Raw genomic sequence first — 17213 nt, 5'->3', positions numbered from 1 at the left:
GAACCAATGTCGCCCGCTCGCTATTTCCGGGGTGCGAAGGCGCGAAACCGCGACAATCGCTTTCGTTCCGGCAAGACAGCGCCACTGCGAAACCCTCGCAGGTTTCAGGATCCACCCCCCGGCGCAGCGCCCGGCCGGCCGGACATTCGAGACTTCTTTGCCAAGGCATTCGGCCGGACCGCGACAGTCCGGCCGTTGCCTGTTTTCCGATCCGCCCCGATGGCCGTCAGTTGCCCGTTGGCAGGCCGATGCTGACACCGTCCTTTTCCAGCGAATCCCTGATGTACTGGAACCGCTGGTACTGCGAGAGCGTGACCGGACCGGTGTAGACCTCGCTCTGCAACTTGCGCGGCGGATACTTGACATAGGTCTGCATCAGTTCCTTCACCTGATCGTTGATCACCGGCAGATACCAGGTCCGTTCGGTGAAGTTGTTCATGAACAGGTCATAGCGCTCCTGCGGGTCGTCCAGCAGATTGAACACCTGCGGCACGGTTGCGACATAGCTTTCCGGGCCTTTCCAGCCGAGGTTCGCATCCACGGCAAGACCGCCGGTCGCGGCCCCGTCATCGCCGCGCAGATTGAACACGGCCTTGTAATTCCCGACGCGCGCTGCGCCGGGGGTGAGCTCGACTTCGGTGAAATAGAACCAGGCAGAGCGCTTGGACTCTCCGGCGCCAGTCCAGACCGGGGTCATGTCATAGCTGTCGAATATGATCGGCTGGCCTTCGCGGTCCTCGGTCGGCAGGTCAATGCCCGCCACCGCGGCAAAGGTGGCCATCAGGTCGAGCCCGCCAACGACCGCCGCGCTCTTGCTGTCGGGCTTGACATGACCAGGCCAGCGCACCATGGCCGGAACGCGGTTGCCGCCTTCGCGGACGGTGCCCTTGGTGCCGCGGAACGGCGTATAGCCGGCGTCCGGATAGACGTCTTGCCACGCGCCGTTATCGGTGGTGTAGAACACGATGGTGTTGTCCGCCTCGCCGACTTCTTCCAGCTTGGCGAGAATTCTCCCGATCCGCGTATCCAGTTCGACGACCGAATCCGCGTATTTGGTCTTCGAGATCGACTTGTGCTCGAATTCCGGCGCCGGCATGTTCGGCTGGTGCACCTTCATGAAATTCACATTGATGTACCAGGGCGCATCCTGCTGCGCGGCCTTGTCGAGAAACTCGATCGCCGCTTTTTCGACGTAACCATCGAAGAACGGAATGCCGACGACGCCCTTGTCGGGCGTATCGACATATTGCCCGTTGATCTTGAAGTCCTCGACCGCCTGTTCACCCGCCTTGCCGGACAGCGACCCCTTGGTCACCTTCACGAACATCTCGCGAAGATCGTCGGGCATGTCCGGGAACCAGGTCGGGTCGGCATAGGTATAGGCGTTGAGGTGATAAAGCCCAACGTATTTCATCTCGTCGTAGCCCTGGGCATTCGGGAGCGCGTAATCGTCTTCGCCGAGGTGCCACTTGCCGGTGAAATAGGTGTTGTAGCCTGCGGTCTTCAGAACCGAGGCAAGCGTCCATTCCGCCGCCGGAAGACCGCCGCCCTGGCCCTGAAAGGCCACCGTGGTCATGCCGGAGCGGTTCGGGATACGCCCTGTCTGCATGGCAGCGCGGCCGGGCGTGCAGCTCGGCTGGGCATAAAAATGGGTGAACATCATGCCCTCATCGGCAAGCCGATCCAGGTTCGGTGTCGGCATGCCGCGCGCCTCGCCGCCGAGATAGGCGCCAAGATCGCCATAACCGGTGTCATCGGACACGATGAACAGGATATTGGGTTTCTCCGTTTGATCCTGGGCAGCGACCGTGCTGGCCGCAAACCCCGCTACGGCAACGGTCATGACCGCCGCCAAGGTTGCTCTTCGCATAACGTTTTCCTTCAATTGCCGCCGGTTGATCCTACCGGGGTCCGCCCGTGTTCGACCTACTTCGAACGCTAACACGAACTCGGGACATTTCAATGATCGGGGTCAAGGTCTTTCACGATGCTCGGCCCCGGTTTGCGAGGCCGACCCATGCGTCCGATGCTGGCGGCAGACGCACGGCGCGTCTTGCATGCCCGAGGCGGAGAAGCTGCCGGAACCGGCTTGACGTTGAACACAACCGCGATGGACGACGCGCCGCATCCGCAAGGGTCAGACTTGTCCGGCAGGCGGGTCTGCAAGCATCGTGTTCCCCAGGATAACCGCCTGCGGACAGAGGCGCGACCGCCGTCTATTGTCGCTCTCAGGCCGCCGAATACAGCGACTCGTAGATCGGGTTCAGGGTCGAATCCTCGAACAGCGAAGACACCGACGTGCCGTTCCAGATATTCAGGATCGCCTGGGCGAAGATCGGCGCCGTCGGCACGATGCGGATGTTGGGCGCGCCGCGCACGGCGGGGCTGGGCTGGATCGTGTCGGTGATGACAAGCGATTTCATCACCGAATTCGTCACCCGTTCGACCGCCGGGCCGCTCATCACGCCGTGGGTGATGTAGGAATGGACTTCCTTGGCGCCGTTTTCCAGCAGCACCTCGGCCGCCTTGCAGAGCGTGCCGGCCGTGTCGCACATGTCGTCCACGATCAGGCAGATCTTGCCCTGCACGTTGCCGATCACGGTCATTTCCGCCACTTCGCCCGCCTTTTCGCGGCGCTTGTCCACGATGGCCAGCGGTGAATTGATGCGCTTGGCAAGTTCGCGGGCGCGGGCAACCCCGCCGACATCCGGCGACACGACCATCAGGTCGTCCATGCTGTCGCGGAAATGGGTCTTGATGTCGAGCGCGAAGACCGGACTCGCATAGAGGTTGTCCACCGGAATGTCGAAAAAGCCCTGGATCTGCGCCGCGTGCAGGTCCATCGTCAGCACCCGTTCTATTCCGGTGCCGACCAGCATGTTGGCCACCAGCTTGGCCGAGATCGGGGTCCGCGCCTTGGTGCGCCGGTCCTGCCGGGCATAGCCGAAATAGGGCAGCACGGCGGTGATCCGCGCCGCCGAAGACCGGCGCAGCGCATCGGCCATGATCAGGAGTTCCATCAGGTTGTCATTGGCCGGATTGGACGTGGGCTGGATGATGAACATATCCTCGCCGCGCACGTTCTCGAACACCTCGACGAATATTTCGCCATCGTTGAACCTTTCGACCCGCGCATCGACCAGCCCGGTATGGATGCCCCGGTGCATTGTCATGCGTTTCGCGATGGCCGTGGCCAGCGGCAGGTTGGCATTCCCGGCGATCAGCTTGGGTTCGGTCAATGTCGGCATACGATGAGTTCCCGGCCTGCTGGGCCACTGTGACAGATTCGTGATGTTGACACCGCTTAGCATGGCCTTACCGTCCCGCAAAGAATTTGGCGGGGAGAAATCGGGAAATGACGACAATCGACTACTTTTTTGCGACCTTGTCGCCATATGCCTATCTGGCCGGCGACCGGCTGGAACGGATCGCCGCGAAGCATGGCGCGGCGGTGACATACAAGCCCCTGGACCTGATTGCCCTGTTCGGGCGCACGGGCGGTACGCCGGTGCCTCAGCGCCACCCGGCCCGGCAGGCGTATCGCGCCATCGAACTGACCCGCCAGTCCCGCAAGCTGGGGATGCCGTTCAACCTGTCTCCGGCGCACTGGCCCACCAATCCGGCCCCATCCTCCTACGCCGTGATCGCGGCGCAGGATGCGGGTGGCGGCGACGTGGGGGCGCTGGTGCAGGGGTTCCTGCGCGCCTGCTGGGCCGAAGACAAGGACATCGCGCAGGACGAAGTGGTTCGCGCTTGCCTGAAATCCGCCGGGTTCGACCCGGCGCTGGCCGACAGCGGACTGTTGCAGGGCGCGGAAACCTATGCCGCCAACCTCGAAGAAGCGGTCGAACGCGACGTGTTCGGCGCGCCGTTCTACATCACCGGCGACGGGGAAAAGTTCTGGGGACAGGACCGCCTTGCGGATCTCGATGCGCATCTCGCCGGGACATCCGCGTGAACAACGACCTTCCGAAGCAGCCGCTGTTTCACCGCGAGATCGGGCACGGCGCCCGCAGGATTCTGGCCCTGCATTGCACCATCGCGCATTCCGGCGCCTGGCGCGGGCTGTCGGACGCGATGGCCAGCGACGCGCGCTTCCTCGCCCCCGACATGCTGTCGCACGGGCGCAGCCCGGATTGGGACGGCGAAGGCGATTTCCAGGACCGCCTCGTCGAGGCCATCCTGCCGCTTCTGACGGAACGCATGGATGTGATCGGCCATTCCTTTGGTGCGGCCGTGGCGCTGCGGCTCGCGGTCGAACGCCCTGACCTCGTTCGCAGCCTGACGATGATCGAACCGGTGTTCTTCGCCGTGGCGATCGAGGACGGCCCGGAAGCGGTCGAACGCCACAAGGCCGAAGCCGCGCCAGCCTGGGAGGCGCTCGCCAGCGGAGACGCGGCCCTGGCCGCCCGGCTATTCAACCGCAAATGGAGTCATGGCGGCCCGCGCTGGCCCGATCTGCCCGAAGCGACCCGCGCCGCGATGACCCGTGGCATCCATGTCGTCCCCTTTTGCGACGCCGCGCTGTTCGCAGACCGCGCCGACCTGCTGGCGCCGGGACGGTTGCAGGGACTGAACCTGCCGACACTGCTTTTGCGCGGCAGCGAAACCGATCCGGTCATCGGCATCATCAACGACGGGCTTGCGCGGCGCATTCCCGGCGCCGACAACCGCATCGTTCCGGGCGCCGGGCACATGCTGCCGATCTCGCACCCGCAGGAAACGGCGCGGCATGTCCGGGACCTGTTCGCGAGAACCCCGCTCTAACCCCGGATCAGCGCCAGGAACCGGTCGATCTGATCTCCGCTGATCGACCAGTCGCAGACCAGCCGGGCCGCGATCATCTCGTCCGGATCGTCGCCCTCGATCACCCCCCCGTCCCAGATGTGATACATCGCGCCCGCGTCGCGCAGGCGCCGGTGCGCGGCGCGCGGGAAGGCCGCGAAGATCATGTTGGCATCCGGAGAATGCAGGAAATCCGCCCCCGCCGCCCGCAGTCCCGCAGCCAGGCGGGCACAGTTGGCATTGGCTGCCCGCGCCGACGTCAGCCAAAGGTCATCGCGCAGATAGGCCGCCATCTGCGCGGACAGGTAGCGGTGCTTTGAGAACAGATGCGCCCCCCGCTTGCGGCGCAGTTCGAATTCCCACGCCTTGCCGGGATCAAAGAAGATCACCGCCTCGACGCCCATCAGCCCGTTTTTGGTGCCGCCGAAAGACACCGCGTCCACCCCGGACTTCCAGGTCATCTCCGCCGCCGAACAGTTCAGCGCCGCCTGCGCGTTGGCGAACCGCGCGCCGTCCAGGTGCACCGGCAACCCACGCTCGCGGGCGACCGAGGAAAGGGCCCGCAATTCCGCCAGGGAATAGACCGAACCGCGTTCCGTGACCTGGGTGATCGATACCGGCCCCCTTTGGGGACCGTGCACGCCACGGTTTTCTTCCTTCGCGATGGCCGCTTGCAGCGCCTTGGGCGACATCTTGTCCGAACCCGGCACCAGGGTCAGCTTGCTCCCTCCGGTAAAGAACTCGGGCGCGTTGCACTCGTCTTCGTGGATATGCGCGACCGGGGAACAGAACACGGTCTGCCAGGGCTGCATCAGGGTCGCCAGCGCCAGCGAATTTGCGGCTGTTCCCGTGGCAACCAGGTAGACGGCGGCATCGGGCGCTTCGAAAATGTCGCGAATGCGCTGGCGGACTTCCTCCATCAGCGCATCGGCGCCATAGGCCATGGCATATCCGTCGTTGGCTTCTGTGAGCGCCGCGAGAACCTGCGGATGCACCGGCCCGGAATTGTCAGAGGCGAAATACATCAGGTCGGCTCCTCTATCACGTAATCTTCCCATTCTTCTTCGGGAACTTCAAATTCGGGCACCGTCCAGCCCTGGACCGAAACCCCGGCATCATGCACCGACTGCGCCGTGCCCGAGATCAGCGGGTGCCAGCCATACAGCGGCTTGCCTTCCCAAAGCAGGCGATAGGCGCAGGTCGCCGGCATCCAGTAGGCATGGCTGTCCAGATTGTCGGGCCTCAGAACGATGCACTCGGGCACGAACTGGTGGCGGATGTCATATTGCGCGCAGCGGCAGGTCGTATCGTCGAGCAGGCGGCAGGCGACGCGGGTCAGTGCGACCTCTCCGCTGTCCTCGTCTTCCAGCTTGTTCAGGCAACATTTGCCGCAGCCGTCGCACAGGGCTTCCCATTCCTGCCGGGTCATCCTGTCCAGGGGTTTGTGTTCCCAGAACCGCCTGGCGAGCCCCGTCCGCTTGATCGGGTCCGTCATAGCGCGCCCAGAATGACGCGGGCACGGTCGCAATCGGCCCCCATCTGGTCAATCAGCGCATCCAGGCTGTCGAGTTTCCGTTCCGGGCGCAGGTATTCGACCAATCCGACGGACAGGGTCGCCCCATAGAGATCGCCAGCGAAATCGAAGATGAAGGTTTCAAGGTTCGGGCGGTTCTCACCGAACATCGGGCGCACTCCGATCGAAGCCGCGCCGTGATAGCTTCCCTTGTGCGGGCCATCCAGAACGTCCACCAGCACCGCGTAGACGCCGAAGGCCGGGGGATGAATGCCGTCAATCGACATGTTCGCGGTGGGGAACCCCAGGTCACGCCCCCGTTGTTCCCCGCTGATCACCTTGCTTTCGATCCGGTGCCAATGGCCCAGCATGGCCGCGGCGTCGCGCGGCCGCCCCTCTGTCAGGGCCTGCCGGATGGCGGTCGACGACACGGTGTTCTCGGCCTTTTCGAGCAGCGGGGCGACGGTGACTCCGAACCCCATTTCGGCCCCGTAGCGCACCAGGTCCGCGGCCTGCCCGGCGCGGCCTTTGCCGAAACGAAAATCGCTGCCCACCACGACATGGGTGAGCCCCAGCCCGTCATGTATGACGGTTTGCGCGAAGTCGCGCGGGCTCAATCCCGCCAGGGACGCGTTGAAGGCGATCTCATAAAGAATCTCCACTCCCAGCTTTTCAAGACGGCTGGCCCGCGCTTGCCGGCTCATCAGGCGAAACGGCGGCGCATCGGGGAAAAAGAACTCGCGCGGATGCGGCTCAAAGGTCAGCACGCCAAGAGGCGCGTCCGGTGCCGCCTCGCGGGCAAGCCCGATCACGGACTGATGCCCCAGATGGACACCGTCGAAATTGCCGATGGCGGCGCTGGCCCCGCGATCCTGCCAAGTGACGAAACGATGATCCCGAATGATCCGCATGGCGCAGGCGTAGCGACCCGCGGCCAGAGGCGCAAGACCCCGCTTGGCGACCGGCCAGCCGGGGAAAGCCGGGGAAAAATTCCCACTGTGGCAGGAAGTCGGCAATTGTTTACCTATTCGACAGACAATCGGCTTTGCGTGATGACCGTTTGCGGTCGATGCGATATGATTGATTGGACCGAATGGAAAGGATGATATCGTGGTGCGTGGAGCAATATTGCTGGCTGTCGCGGGACTGGTGGCTGCGGGACTGGGATTTGCCTGGACCGGCGGTGAAACCCCGTTCTCTACGTCCGGCGCGGCAAAACTCGCCTCTACCGCGATGGAAACAGCGCCGATCGAACCGCTTCGGATCGAACCGCAGGCCGCGCCCGCACGCGTGGCGCCGCAAGCCGGGACCGCCCCGGAACCGATGCCGAAGACAAGGGGGCTTTCCTCTGACCTGGCCCAATCCTACAGCAACAAATGCCGCATCCCGGACGGGTCGATCTGTTATGTCGCGGCACAGCCCGTCGGCGCGTCATGCGAATGCCCCGGATCCAAAAAGGGCGTCATCGTCTGGTAGGACGAGTTGCGGACCCGTGCGGGCCGGCCTGCCGACGCCGCGCGCGGGGTCTCAGCGGCATGGTTGACGTTGCAATTTGCCGAAACCGCTAATCTTTCGAAACGGTTTGGTCGGCGTCTTCCGATTTCGCGTCTTTGGCGGCGGGTTCCTGACCGGCAGCCGGATTTGGCGGGCAATCGTCGGATCCTTCGTTGATGATCGTCACCCGGTCGTCGATCCTGTCGCTTCCCTCGCTGGTCCAAACCTGAAGCAGCGCGGCGCCCGATTCCAACGGCGGCACCTGTTTGTAATGCGCGATTATTCCCCGCATGTTCGGCATGACCGAGATCTGATCCGCGGGCTGACCGGCCAGGGTGACAAGCGAAGACCGCCACAGCCGGGCGCCGGGGATGAGAATGGATGCCGACCGACAGGCATGGATGCTCTTGCGTTCCATGAGGCGGTCGAAAATCGCCGGGCCATAGCGTTTTGATCCGCTTATCAGAGTGTCGAACGCCTCGTAATCCGGAGGCAGGGCAACATTCATCGTCATGCCGGTCTTGTCAGGATGGAAGGCCGAATTGCGATCGAGCCATCCCGTGTCCAGTTGCAGGTTGAGCAACGGCAGGTGCGCCGGCAAGGACAGCAGGACAAACTGCGATTTCTGGACGGGCTGCTGCACGCCTTCCGAACCGACGATCCAGCCGAACACGATTTCGCCGCTTACCTCCTCGTCCGAAAAGCTCAGTTGCGACGCCACCAGCTGGCTTGCAGCCTCGGCAGAGCTCGACGACAGGCTGCCCTGCCCGCCGGTGATGTCCAGCCCCATGACGCTGGACATCAGGCTGCGTTCCAGAACCCCCGAAACGTCGGATTTCGGAAACACCGTGTAAAGATAGGAATCCGCGTCAAGGATCTTTTGCGCGAAGTTGTACATGCCGACCTCGACCGCGATGGATTTCCCGGTCGCCGCGCAATCCTCCGCGCTGGCCGGCAAATCCAGGGGCGCGATGCAGCGGTCGTAGGCGGCGGAATGCGATATCAGCTTGGCCAGAGACGTTCCATCCAGCTTGAACTGAAGCTTCAGTCCTTCGAATTCTTCCCGGCTGGGCCAGGGCTTGCCATCCGGATTGGTCCGTTGGCTGGAAATAACATATGTCGTTTCGGCGCCGTCGGCATCGGTCAGGCCCTGCCGCGTGTTCTGGAAATAGGCTTTTGAGAATTCGCCCTGCTGCACATCATCCAGCTTGCCGATCTCGGCATCCTCGGTGATCAGCAAATACTGCCGCAACGGGCTGACTTCGAACTGTTTCCAGTTCCGGCAGGTGTCGTTGTGCACGAACGCGACTTGCAGATAGCGCTTCCAGGGCTCCGGCAGGTCGAATTTTTCGTTCGCGCCGAATTTGCCGCCATCCGGGGTCTCGGGAAAAAGCTGATCCGGAAAGACCACCTTGCGTTCGTCGATGGCGAGCACCTTTGCCAGCGCTTCGGCCAGGATTTTCCGGGTCAGTTCCTTCTGGCCGTCTGACAGTTCCCCCTTGATGCAGGGCCAGACCGCCTCGCGGTCGTCGTATTCGGGTATGTCGGCAAGGTAGGAATTGAGACGCCATTCGATGCTGGCGATCCAATTCTCGTAATGCTCGGGAAAATGCCTGAACTTGTTGTCCGGCGTGTCGCTGCGCAATTCGTCAAGGCTCTGGCTCAGCAGATCCGGCAGCAGTTCCGGACCCGGCTGTTCCGGCGGCACGACCCGGACGCGAACATATGCCCTGGTCCGCGTGTTGGTGCCCGGGATCACGGATGTGTCAAATTTCAATCCGTAGACCGAGTTCCCGGTCAGATCGTGCCGGTCGTCGAGCTGGTTTTCCAGCAGCGCCTGCCGGATCCGCGCCCGCAGCGCCGAACGGATCTCGTATTCATGCTGAAACGGCGGCGTCGAGAGTTGCGTCAGCGTCGGCAGATTGGCTTCCCCACCCGTGCCCACGGTCAGCTTGAGCGCGAGATCGCGGTTCACAGCGGTGAAATTCGTGGCCTCGTCCAGTTTCCGCAACTGCTGTTCCAGCCAGAAAGCCTGGCTGTAGCGATCATTGACCAGCCGTTCACGTGTATAGATTTCGGGGCTTTCGACGAAAATGTGCCCCTTGGTCGTGATCGGCCATAGCGGCAGTCTCTGGATCCATGGCCAGATGTTGACCAGCAACAGAATGACCAGCGCCAATGTGAAAACCGTGCGCAAAAAGGGGATCGCGGCAAGCAGCGCTTCGATCCGTTCCAGCAATGACTTGAGCTTTTCATTCATGCAGAACGCCCTACTCCGCCCGCGGGCAAAAAACTTGTCATTGCAGGCAGCTCCCCATGCCTTCGGAGCCGTCCGAACAGGACAGGACGCGGCGCTGGCGTGTGCCTGGGCAGTTCGGATCCGGTATCGCGGCCACGCCGTTCCACTTGCAGGTCACGGGGGCGGGCGGCGGATCGGCCGGCTGGGCGGGCTGAACGGCGGCAGGATTGTCCGGAGTCTCTCCCTGGGCTGCACCGTAGGAAGGAGCACTACACAGGAAAACCGCAATCGGCCAAATCAATGTCGCGTAGGTCATCGCCTGTATCAACGGCACCATGTTCTGAAAAATGCAAGAAGGTTAACACACTTCCGGCACATTCTCATAGGGGTTGATCACCCAAGGCGGGCAATCGCCTTCGATTGCGTGACTTCGCGGCCATCCGCAGCGGAAAACGCGCGGGCCGCCGGAAAGACCGGGATCAGTCGAACTTGCGACTCGGCGCCAGAACCATCGCCTCGCCGACGAGCACCTTCTTGCCATCGACAGCACAGTGGCAATCCAGCTTGACACGACGCTTGGCCATGTCGATGTCCACGACCTTGACTTCGGCATAGACCGTATCGCCGGGCCGCACCGGGGCCAGAAACTTCAGCGACTGCCCCATGTAGACCGTCCCGTGTCCCGGCAGTTGTTCTCCGATCACCGCCGAAATCAGGCCCGCCGTCAGCATGCCGTGCGCGATCCGTCCCTCGAAGATCGTGTCGCGGGCGTAATCGTCGTCCAGGTGCACCGGGTTCCGATCGGTGGAGACCTGCGCGAACATTTCGATATCCTGATCCGTCACCGTCTTGCGCAGGTAGCGGGACATACCCATCTCGATGTCTTCGATACAGATCGTTCCGCGGGGCAGATTGTCCAACATGGTGTCCTCGTTCGCCATCGGCAGAGTAATTTTACAACGCCCATACGGGCCAAGTTTGTAACTTTATTACTTTGCAGATGCAGAAAAGCAAGCTTTTATTAGATCAGCGAAGCTTACCTATCGCAAAGGTCGGATTGGACATTTCCCTTTCGAGGTAATCGCTTAGGGCATTCGCGTCGGGTTGGTGCGACGTTTTGGTTTCAATCGAGGCCAGCCCGCCGGTGATGAAAAGGGAATCGATATCCTCGCCCATCGCCCCAAGAATATCGGTATGGATCCCGTCCCCGATCGCCAGAACGGACGAATCCGCCACATGGAACCCGGCCTCGATCATCCGCCGCCGCGCCAGGTCATAGATCGGCGGATGCGGCTTGCCGAAGTAAAGGCTTTCACCGCCCATTTCCGTATAGAGCCGCGCCAGCGCGCCGGCGCACCATTCACGGGTCTCGCCGCGGTCCACCACGATGTCCGGATTGGCGCAGAGAAGTTTCAGGCCCTTCTGCTTGGCATACAAGAATTCCGGCCGGTTCACCGCCGGGTCCGCCATCGGGTCGAACGGTCCACAGCAGACGATGCCATCCGCCTGATCCAGCGGAACCCGCGTGATCGACACCGGGTCTTCGATGACCGCCATCGGCTCGAAGAACGCGGCGTCGCGGCTTTCCTGGCCCATGAACCAGACCTTCTCGCCGACCACGCCGCGAAACATCGCGGCGCGCGCACTGTCGCCCGAAGTCGCTATGGCGTCCCAGGCATCATCCGGCACGCCGAACTCGGTCAGTTGCAAAGCCACCTGCGCCCGCGGTTTCGGTGAATTCGTCACGAGGATCACACCGCCCCCGGCGCGCCGATAGGCCTGCAGCGCCGCAACCGCGTCCGGCAGGGCGCGGACGCCGTCATGGACGCAGCCCCAGAGATCCACGAACAAGGCCTGGTAGCGGTCGGAGATCTCGTCGAGCGCGGATATGATCTGGGTCATGAGCTGTTCTTTCTGCGGAGCGCGAATGGGCGCGGCTGATCGCTGAACAGCAATCACCAAATCGCGCGAAATTCAAGCTGTTGGCCGGGCGCGCTTGCGAAATCCGTCCCTTTAGCCTCAATCAACAGGCGCCCGCCGGTTTCTGGATCACTACCGATCTTCGGACCAGCGATGCCGATGCCCTCGCCGACATCGAAACGGTGAGCCTTGACGACAGGTTCCTGATCGCCTGACCGGCCTCAACCGCAGGTTGGCCCGGAAAGACGCGAGGCCGCCGGAGAAAACCGGATCCCCGTCTGGCGCAACGAAAAAACTGCCGCTAACGTGCCCACGCAGGCATGCCGACACCGCGGCATGTGCGACAGGAGAAAAACCGTTCGGTTTCTCAGGGAGGAAAATATGAAGAAGACAAATGGTTTGATTGCGGCTTCGGTCCTGGCCGCGGGCGTGATGTTGGGAAGCGCACCGGTTTCAGCGGCGACCGAATGCATCGCACCGTCCAATCCGGGCGGCGGCTGGGATTTCACCTGCCGGTCCATCGGCCGGATTCTCGGGGATCTGGGCCTGGTCGACGGCACGGTCCAGGTGACGAACAAGGCGGGGGGCGTCGGGGCTGTGACATTCGCCTATGTCGCCGCGGAGCGCAACGACGACCCCGATCTGATCGTCGCCACATCGACCGTCGGCATCACCCAGATCGCGCAGGGCCGCTATCCGGCGCCGCTTGAAACCATGCGCTATGCCGCGATGCTGGGGGCCGATGTCGGCGTCATCGCGGTCGACGACGAAAGCCCGCTGCAATCGATCGATGACCTGATGGCCGCCATCAAGGCCGATCCGTCCGCCGTGGTCACGGCCGGTTCCAGCAGCGCCGGCGGCTGGGACCATATCCGGCTTCTGCTGCTCGCGCAGGCGGGCGGATTCGAAGACCTGAAAGCCTTGCGCTGGGTCCAGTTCGACGGCGGCAGCGATGCGGTGACGCAGATGATGGGCGGGCAGATCGACGTTGTGTCCACCGATCTCGGCGAAATCGCGGGCTTCGTGGAATCCGGCGATATCCGCATCCTCGCGGCCCTGTCGGACGACCCGATCCCGGCTTTTCCGGACATCCCGACGGCCAAAAGCCAGGGCTATGACGTGACCGGGTACAACTGGCGCGGTCTCTACATCCCCGGCGGCGTGTCCGACGAGACATATGACGGCTGGGTCGAAAGGCTGAAAACCGTCTATGACTCCGCCGAATGGCAGGACGCGGCGACCGGCAGCGGTCTGGTTCCGATCTGGCGCGGCGGATCCGAGTTCGAAGCCTATGTGCGCGAACAGGAGAAGGCGATGGCAGACGTTTCCCGCAACATCGGCATCATCGAATGAGCAACCGGCTCATGGGCGTCGCGATCTTCGTGATCGCGGCGCTTTATCTGTGGCAGGCCCGCGGGTTCCAGGCGAATTTCGGCGACATACTGGGGCCGTCCGTTTTTCCGACCATGATCGGCCTGATCGCGCTGGTGTTGAGCGCTTCCCTGGTGATCGCGCCCAGCGGGTCCGTGTCCTGGCCCGAACCGCGCCGGATCGCGCGGCAGGCGGCGGCGCTGGCGGTCATGGGCCTCTATGTGCTGTTCCTGGGGCAGCTCGGTTTTCCGATCGCCACCTTCGGGTTGATCGCCGCGCTGGCGGTGCTGATGGGCGGGCCGGTTCCACAGTCCCTGGCCGTCGGAGCCGCCTTGTCCCTTGGCCTGTTCGTCCTCTTCGACCGGCTTCTGGGATTGCCGCTCGACCTCCTTGGCTCCTGGTTCGGATAAGAAATACAGATGGAAACCCTCAGCCTGCTCGGGCACGGCTTTTCCGTAGCCGTCAGCCCCCTGAACCTGCTTCTGCTGGTCTCCGGCTGCTTTGCCGGCACCCTGATCGGGGCCATGCCGGGACTTGGCCCGGTGAACGGAGTCGCGATCCTGATCCCGCTGACCTTCGCCTTCGGCTTCGATCCGACTTCGTCGCTGATCCTGCTCAGCGCGGTCTACTACGGCTGCATGTATGGCGGGCGGATCTCGTCGATCCTGTTGAACATTCCCGGCGATGAACCGGCGGTCATGACAACGCTGGACGGCTACCCGATGGCGCAGAAGGGACAGGCCAGCGATGCGCTGGCGATTTCCGGCGTCGCGTCATTCATAGGGGCCACGCTCGCGACCATCGGGTTGACGCTCTTCGCGCCGCTGCTGGCACGCGCCGCGATCCATTTCGGACCGGCGGACTATTTCGCGCTTTACTGCATGGCCTTCGCCACCATCGGCGGCATCGCCGGAGTCGACCCGCGCAAGACGCTGCTGTCGGCGCTGATCGGGCTGATGATCGCCACGATCGGTCTTGATCCGGGGACCGGCATTCCGAGATACACCTTCAATTCCTTTGAACTCTACGACGGGGTAGACGCCATCGTGGCGCTGGTCGGGCTGTTCGCGATCTCGGAAATCCTGATCCTTCTGGAAAAGCGGCTGGTTCAGGCCAATGATGGCCTCCGCGTCCGCTTCCGGATGCCGCGGTGGTCGGTCATCCGGCACACCCTGCCCGCGTCCGGGCGCGCTTCGGTCATCGGGTTTCTCGCGGGCATCCTGCCGGGGGCCGGCGCGTCGCTGGGATCGGTCATGAGCTACACGATCGAAAAGCAGATCAGCAACGCCAGGAACACCTTTGGCAAGGGTGATCCGCGCGGCGTCGCGGCACCTGAATCGGGCAACAACGCGGCCTCCGGCGGCGCGCTGATCCCGATGCTGTCGCTGGGGGTGCCGGGCAGCGGCACGACAGCGGTCATGCTGGCGATGCTGATCACGCTGAACGTGCAGCCAGGCCCCTTGCTGTTCGAAAAACAGCCCGATCTGGTCTGGGGGCTGGTCGCATCACTCTACATGGCGAACTTTACCCTTCTGATCCTCAACATCCCGATGATCGGCATTTTCATCCGTATCCTGACGGTGCCGACATGGGCCTTGCTGCCGGTGGTCGTCGCGATCAGTTTCGTCGGGGTCTATTCGATCAGCAATTCGCATTTCGATCTCTACCTGATGATCGGCTTCGGGCTCTTGGGCTATGTGTTTCGCAAGCTCGACATCACGCTTGTTCCAATGGTTCTGGGGCTTCTTCTGGGCATCGACATGGAAAACAACCTGCGCCGCGCCCTGTCGATTTCCGGCGGTGACTATTCGATCCTGGTCGCAAGCCCGATCGCGGTCACGCTCTATGCCCTGACGGCGCTGTTCCTTGCCGTGTCCGTCTGGCTGTCGCTGCGCGATCGCCGGCGGCAGGCGGATCCGGCTCACCAGGGGGGCGCACTGGACTGATGGTGCATTTCGGATTTGTCGGACTGGGCCAGATGGGCGCGCCGATGGCCCGCAACCTGTCGCGCGCCCACCGGGTCACGGCCTTCGCCACCGATGGCGATTTCTCCGGGCTGACCTGCGCGGCGGGTCTCGCTGATCTGGCCGGATGCGACAGGTTGATCCTTTGCCTGCCCTCAGCGGAAATCGTGACAAACGTGCTTTTCGGCGCGGACGGGTTGGCCGGGAAGCTGGCGAAAGGCACGGTGGTCATCGATACCGGCACGACGGAATACAACGCGACATGCGGCCTAGCCGAACGGCTTGAAACCCTTGGCCTGCGATTTGTCGATGCGCCGGTGTCCGGCATGCGAAAACGGGCCGAAGACGCGACCCTGACCATGATGTGCGGCGGTGACGGCGATCTCATCGCCACGCTGCACCCGGCCCTGTCCGCCATGGCCAGCAAGATCCTGCACGTCGGTCCGGTCGGCAGCGGACAGCTGATGAAGCTCGTCAACCAGTTGCTCTTTGACATCAACGCCGCCGCGCTCGCGGAAATCCTGCCCCTGGCGACCCGGCTGGGACTGAACCCCGAACAGGTGGAACAGGTGGTGAATTCGGGCACCGGACGAAGCTTTGCGTCCGAATTCTTCCTTCCCAACGTCCTGAACGGCGATTTCAGGCAAGGCTATCCGATGCGCGACGCCTACAAGGATCTGGTCAGCGGCGCCGAATTGACGGCACGGCGCGGAATCCCGACCCCGGTTCTGGATGCCGCCACTGAAACCTATCAAAGGGCCCTGCTCGAAGGACATGGCGACAAGGACAAGGGCGCGATGATCCTGGTGTTCGAGAAACTGCTCGGCGCGGAATTCCGTGCGGCCCCCATGAGGAATGCGAGCCGATGATCCAGGGCGGCCTGACCCAAGCCCCTGGAACCTTCGTTTGCACCATCGGACACGGGCTGCGGCGGCCGGAATCGGTGCTGGCCCACGGGTCCGGCAATCTGTTCGTGTCGCACGGCGGTTGCGGGGTGATGCGGATCCCTCCGGACCGGGGCACGCCATTCTGAGCCTGGCGCCGTCTCTCCCCTGCCCGGGCGTCCGGGTCAGGACCCGGCTGCCGGCAGCCGCAACAACAGTCCGATCTGCGCCATGATCCCGGCAACACAATCCTCGACCGATGCATTCCCGTACACGCCGGCCCGCAGACCCATCGTGTAGATAGCGAAAATCGCCCGAAGCGCGACATCCGGATCAATCTGCGCCGAGAGACTGCTTTCTGCGATGGCCTCGCACAGAACCTTTTTGACCGGGGTGAAAACCTGCGCGATCTGAAGCTGGTTCTCCGCCTCGGTTTCCTCGGGCCAGGTCCAGAAATACGACATCGTCACGGCCAGTTGCTCCGGGTCCCGCAGATCGTGCTCCGCGAACACCCGCACGATGCTTTCAAGGCGTTCGCGGACAGGGCCGCTCCGGGCGGCGATCTCTGTCGCCGCGGTGGTGTCGATGACGATCCTTTCGTTGACGATCTGATACAGCAACCCGGCTTTCGAGTTGAAATATACGTTGATCATCGAATGCGTGACACCGGCAGCCCGCGCGATGTCGCTGACGCTGACCGCATGATAACCGTAATCGTCAAACAGGTCTCGCGCGGCCGCGATCAGCCTCCGTCTGGTTTCCTCGCTTTGCTTGTCCTTCAGCGTCGGTCCACCCGGACGCCTGCGCGGATTCCGTTTCATGGCAACCGTGTCCCAGATCAAATCCATTTCGTCAACATTGTTATCTTACGTTACGTTCAGAATGTTGATATCATATTCGGCAATTCCCATATGATTGGTGTCGAAAGGTCGCGAGACCAACGAGTGTTATCAGTCGCTGGGGTTGGGTTGGACGTAACGAGTATCGGCCTTTCGGCGCATCTCAGCGCCTACTTCCGAAGTCTCTTGAAACGCCATACGCCG

The 17213-nt window shown here is 62.9% G+C and carries 18 protein-coding genes; 9 read left to right on the top strand and 9 right to left on the bottom strand.

Going from position 1 to position 17213, the window contains the following annotated elements; translation table 11 throughout:
- Positions 1-226 precede the first annotated feature (226 nt).
- Positions 227-1870, bottom strand: coding sequence for an arylsulfatase (locus QO034_RS11385; RefSeq protein WP_284485658.1), 1644 nt, complete (start codon positions 1868-1870; stop codon positions 227-229).
- A 358-nt stretch (positions 1871-2228) separates the two neighbouring features.
- A complete protein-coding gene (locus tag QO034_RS11380; protein ID WP_284485657.1) occupies positions 2229-3248 on the bottom strand; it encodes a ribose-phosphate pyrophosphokinase in 1020 nt (339 codons plus the stop codon).
- 107 nt (positions 3249-3355) lie between these two features.
- Here QO034_RS11380 and QO034_RS11375 point away from each other — a divergent pair, with 107 nt between their 5' ends.
- Entirely contained in the window at positions 3356-3958 is a 603-nt protein-coding gene (locus QO034_RS11375) for a 2-hydroxychromene-2-carboxylate isomerase (protein WP_284485656.1), read from the top strand.
- Positions 3955-4767 (top strand): alpha/beta fold hydrolase, encoded by an 813-nt coding sequence (locus tag QO034_RS11370; protein WP_284485655.1) that lies wholly within the window; start codon positions 3955-3957, stop codon positions 4765-4767. Before QO034_RS11375 ends, QO034_RS11370 begins: the two co-directional genes overlap by 4 nt.
- On the opposite strand, the gene QO034_RS11365 is transcribed toward QO034_RS11370, so the two are convergent.
- From QO034_RS11365 to QO034_RS11355, 3 genes are read right to left on the bottom strand one after another with little or no spacing between them, the layout of a single operon-like run.
- Positions 4764-5810 carry a threonine aldolase family protein gene (locus QO034_RS11365; RefSeq protein WP_284485654.1) on the bottom strand — a complete coding sequence of 349 codons (1047 nt, stop codon included), beginning with the start codon at positions 5808-5810 and terminating at the stop codon, positions 4764-4766. The genes QO034_RS11370 and QO034_RS11365 overlap by 4 nt on opposite strands.
- Positions 5810-6280 carry a YcgN family cysteine cluster protein gene (locus QO034_RS11360; RefSeq protein WP_284485653.1) on the bottom strand — a complete coding sequence of 157 codons (471 nt, stop codon included), beginning with the start codon at positions 6278-6280 and terminating at the stop codon, positions 5810-5812. The genes QO034_RS11365 and QO034_RS11360 overlap by 1 nt, the downstream gene beginning before the upstream one ends.
- Complete coding sequence (locus QO034_RS11355; protein WP_284485652.1) at positions 6277-7209, bottom strand: bifunctional riboflavin kinase/FAD synthetase; 933 nt, start codon at positions 7207-7209, stop codon at positions 6277-6279. The genes QO034_RS11360 and QO034_RS11355 overlap by 4 nt, the downstream gene beginning before the upstream one ends.
- A gap of 199 nt (positions 7210-7408) precedes the next feature.
- Between QO034_RS11355 and QO034_RS11350 the strand changes: the two genes are divergently transcribed.
- Positions 7409-7774, top strand: coding sequence for a hypothetical protein (locus QO034_RS11350; RefSeq protein ID WP_284485651.1), 366 nt, complete (start codon positions 7409-7411; stop codon positions 7772-7774).
- An 88-nt stretch (positions 7775-7862) separates the two neighbouring features.
- Here QO034_RS11350 and QO034_RS11345 read toward each other — a convergent pair whose 3' ends face one another.
- On the bottom strand, positions 7863-10052 hold the full coding sequence (locus QO034_RS11345; RefSeq protein ID WP_284485650.1) for a hypothetical protein: 2190 nt from the start codon (positions 10050-10052) through the stop codon (positions 7863-7865).
- Between the two features lie 56 nt (positions 10053-10108).
- Here QO034_RS11345 and QO034_RS11340 point away from each other — a divergent pair, with 56 nt between their 5' ends.
- Complete coding sequence (locus tag QO034_RS11340) at positions 10109-10246, top strand: hypothetical protein (RefSeq protein WP_284485649.1); 138 nt, start codon at positions 10109-10111, stop codon at positions 10244-10246.
- 264 nt (positions 10247-10510) lie between these two features.
- Here the strand turns inward: QO034_RS11340 and QO034_RS11335 are convergent, their stop codons facing one another.
- A complete protein-coding gene (locus QO034_RS11335) occupies positions 10511-10954 on the bottom strand; it encodes a MaoC family dehydratase (protein WP_284485648.1) in 444 nt (147 codons plus the stop codon).
- 103 nt (positions 10955-11057) lie between these two features.
- Positions 11058-11933 (bottom strand): TIGR01459 family HAD-type hydrolase, encoded by an 876-nt coding sequence (locus QO034_RS11330; RefSeq protein ID WP_284485647.1) that lies wholly within the window; start codon positions 11931-11933, stop codon positions 11058-11060.
- Between the two features lie 399 nt (positions 11934-12332).
- Here QO034_RS11330 and QO034_RS11325 point away from each other — a divergent pair, with 399 nt between their 5' ends.
- From QO034_RS11325 to QO034_RS11305, 5 genes are read left to right on the top strand one after another with little or no spacing between them, the layout of a single operon-like run.
- Positions 12333-13304, top strand: coding sequence for a Bug family tripartite tricarboxylate transporter substrate binding protein (locus QO034_RS11325; protein WP_284485646.1), 972 nt, complete (start codon positions 12333-12335; stop codon positions 13302-13304).
- Entirely contained in the window at positions 13301-13732 is a 432-nt protein-coding gene (locus tag QO034_RS11320) for a tripartite tricarboxylate transporter TctB family protein (RefSeq protein WP_284485645.1), read from the top strand. The genes QO034_RS11325 and QO034_RS11320 overlap by 4 nt, the downstream gene beginning before the upstream one ends.
- 9 nt (positions 13733-13741) lie before the next feature.
- Positions 13742-15268 carry a tripartite tricarboxylate transporter permease gene (locus tag QO034_RS11315; protein WP_284485644.1) on the top strand — a complete coding sequence of 509 codons (1527 nt, stop codon included), beginning with the start codon at positions 13742-13744 and terminating at the stop codon, positions 15266-15268.
- Entirely contained in the window at positions 15268-16155 is an 888-nt protein-coding gene (locus QO034_RS11310; protein WP_284485643.1) for an NAD(P)-dependent oxidoreductase, read from the top strand. Before QO034_RS11315 ends, QO034_RS11310 begins: the two co-directional genes overlap by 1 nt.
- Positions 16152-16319: a hypothetical protein gene (locus QO034_RS11305; protein ID WP_284485642.1), complete on the top strand. Its 168-nt coding sequence runs from the start codon at positions 16152-16154 to the stop codon at positions 16317-16319. The genes QO034_RS11310 and QO034_RS11305 overlap by 4 nt, the downstream gene beginning before the upstream one ends.
- A 36-nt stretch (positions 16320-16355) precedes the next feature.
- On the opposite strand, the gene QO034_RS11300 is transcribed toward QO034_RS11305, so the two are convergent.
- Positions 16356-16991 (bottom strand): TetR/AcrR family transcriptional regulator, encoded by a 636-nt coding sequence (locus QO034_RS11300; RefSeq protein ID WP_284485641.1) that lies wholly within the window; start codon positions 16989-16991, stop codon positions 16356-16358.
- Positions 16992-17213 lie beyond the last annotated feature (222 nt).

It is taken from the genome of Sedimentitalea xiamensis (assembly GCF_030164465.1).
GTDB classification, from domain to species: Bacteria; Pseudomonadota; Alphaproteobacteria; order Rhodobacterales; family Rhodobacteraceae; genus Sedimentitalea; species Sedimentitalea xiamensis.
The sequence above is the reverse complement of the archived record's forward strand: the minus strand, read 5'-3'. Positions and strand labels throughout refer to the sequence as shown.

Excerpts from the sequence above, each read along its gene's own strand:
- QO034_RS11385 (WP_284485658.1), bottom strand. The coding sequence starts at position 1,870 with ATGCGAAGAGCAACCTTGGCGGCGGTCATGACCGTTGCCGTAGCGGGG.
- QO034_RS11380 (WP_284485657.1), bottom strand. The coding sequence starts at position 3,248 with ATGCCGACATTGACCGAACCCAAGCTGATCGCCGGGAATGCCAACCTG.
- QO034_RS11375 (WP_284485656.1), top strand. The coding sequence starts at position 3,356 with ATGACGACAATCGACTACTTTTTTGCGACCTTGTCGCCATATGCCTAT.
- QO034_RS11365 (WP_284485654.1), bottom strand. The coding sequence starts at position 5,810 with ATGTATTTCGCCTCTGACAATTCCGGGCCGGTGCATCCGCAGGTTCTC.
- QO034_RS11360 (WP_284485653.1), bottom strand. The coding sequence starts at position 6,280 with ATGACGGACCCGATCAAGCGGACGGGGCTCGCCAGGCGGTTCTGGGAA.
- QO034_RS11355 (WP_284485652.1), bottom strand. The coding sequence starts at position 7,209 with ATGCGGATCATTCGGGATCATCGTTTCGTCACTTGGCAGGATCGCGGG.
- QO034_RS11345 (WP_284485650.1), bottom strand. The coding sequence starts at position 10,052 with ATGAATGAAAAGCTCAAGTCATTGCTGGAACGGATCGAAGCGCTGCTT.
- QO034_RS11340 (WP_284485649.1), top strand. The coding sequence starts at position 10,109 with ATGCCTTCGGAGCCGTCCGAACAGGACAGGACGCGGCGCTGGCGTGTG.
- QO034_RS11335 (WP_284485648.1), bottom strand. The coding sequence starts at position 10,954 with ATGTTGGACAATCTGCCCCGCGGAACGATCTGTATCGAAGACATCGAG.
- QO034_RS11330 (WP_284485647.1), bottom strand. The coding sequence starts at position 11,933 with ATGACCCAGATCATATCCGCGCTCGACGAGATCTCCGACCGCTACCAG.
- QO034_RS11325 (WP_284485646.1), top strand. The coding sequence starts at position 12,333 with ATGAAGAAGACAAATGGTTTGATTGCGGCTTCGGTCCTGGCCGCGGGC.
- QO034_RS11320 (WP_284485645.1), top strand. The coding sequence starts at position 13,301 with ATGAGCAACCGGCTCATGGGCGTCGCGATCTTCGTGATCGCGGCGCTT.
- QO034_RS11315 (WP_284485644.1), top strand. The coding sequence starts at position 13,742 with ATGGAAACCCTCAGCCTGCTCGGGCACGGCTTTTCCGTAGCCGTCAGC.
- QO034_RS11310 (WP_284485643.1), top strand. The coding sequence starts at position 15,268 with ATGGTGCATTTCGGATTTGTCGGACTGGGCCAGATGGGCGCGCCGATG.
- QO034_RS11305 (WP_284485642.1), top strand. The coding sequence starts at position 16,152 with ATGATCCAGGGCGGCCTGACCCAAGCCCCTGGAACCTTCGTTTGCACC.
- QO034_RS11300 (WP_284485641.1), bottom strand. The coding sequence starts at position 16,991 with ATGAAACGGAATCCGCGCAGGCGTCCGGGTGGACCGACGCTGAAGGAC.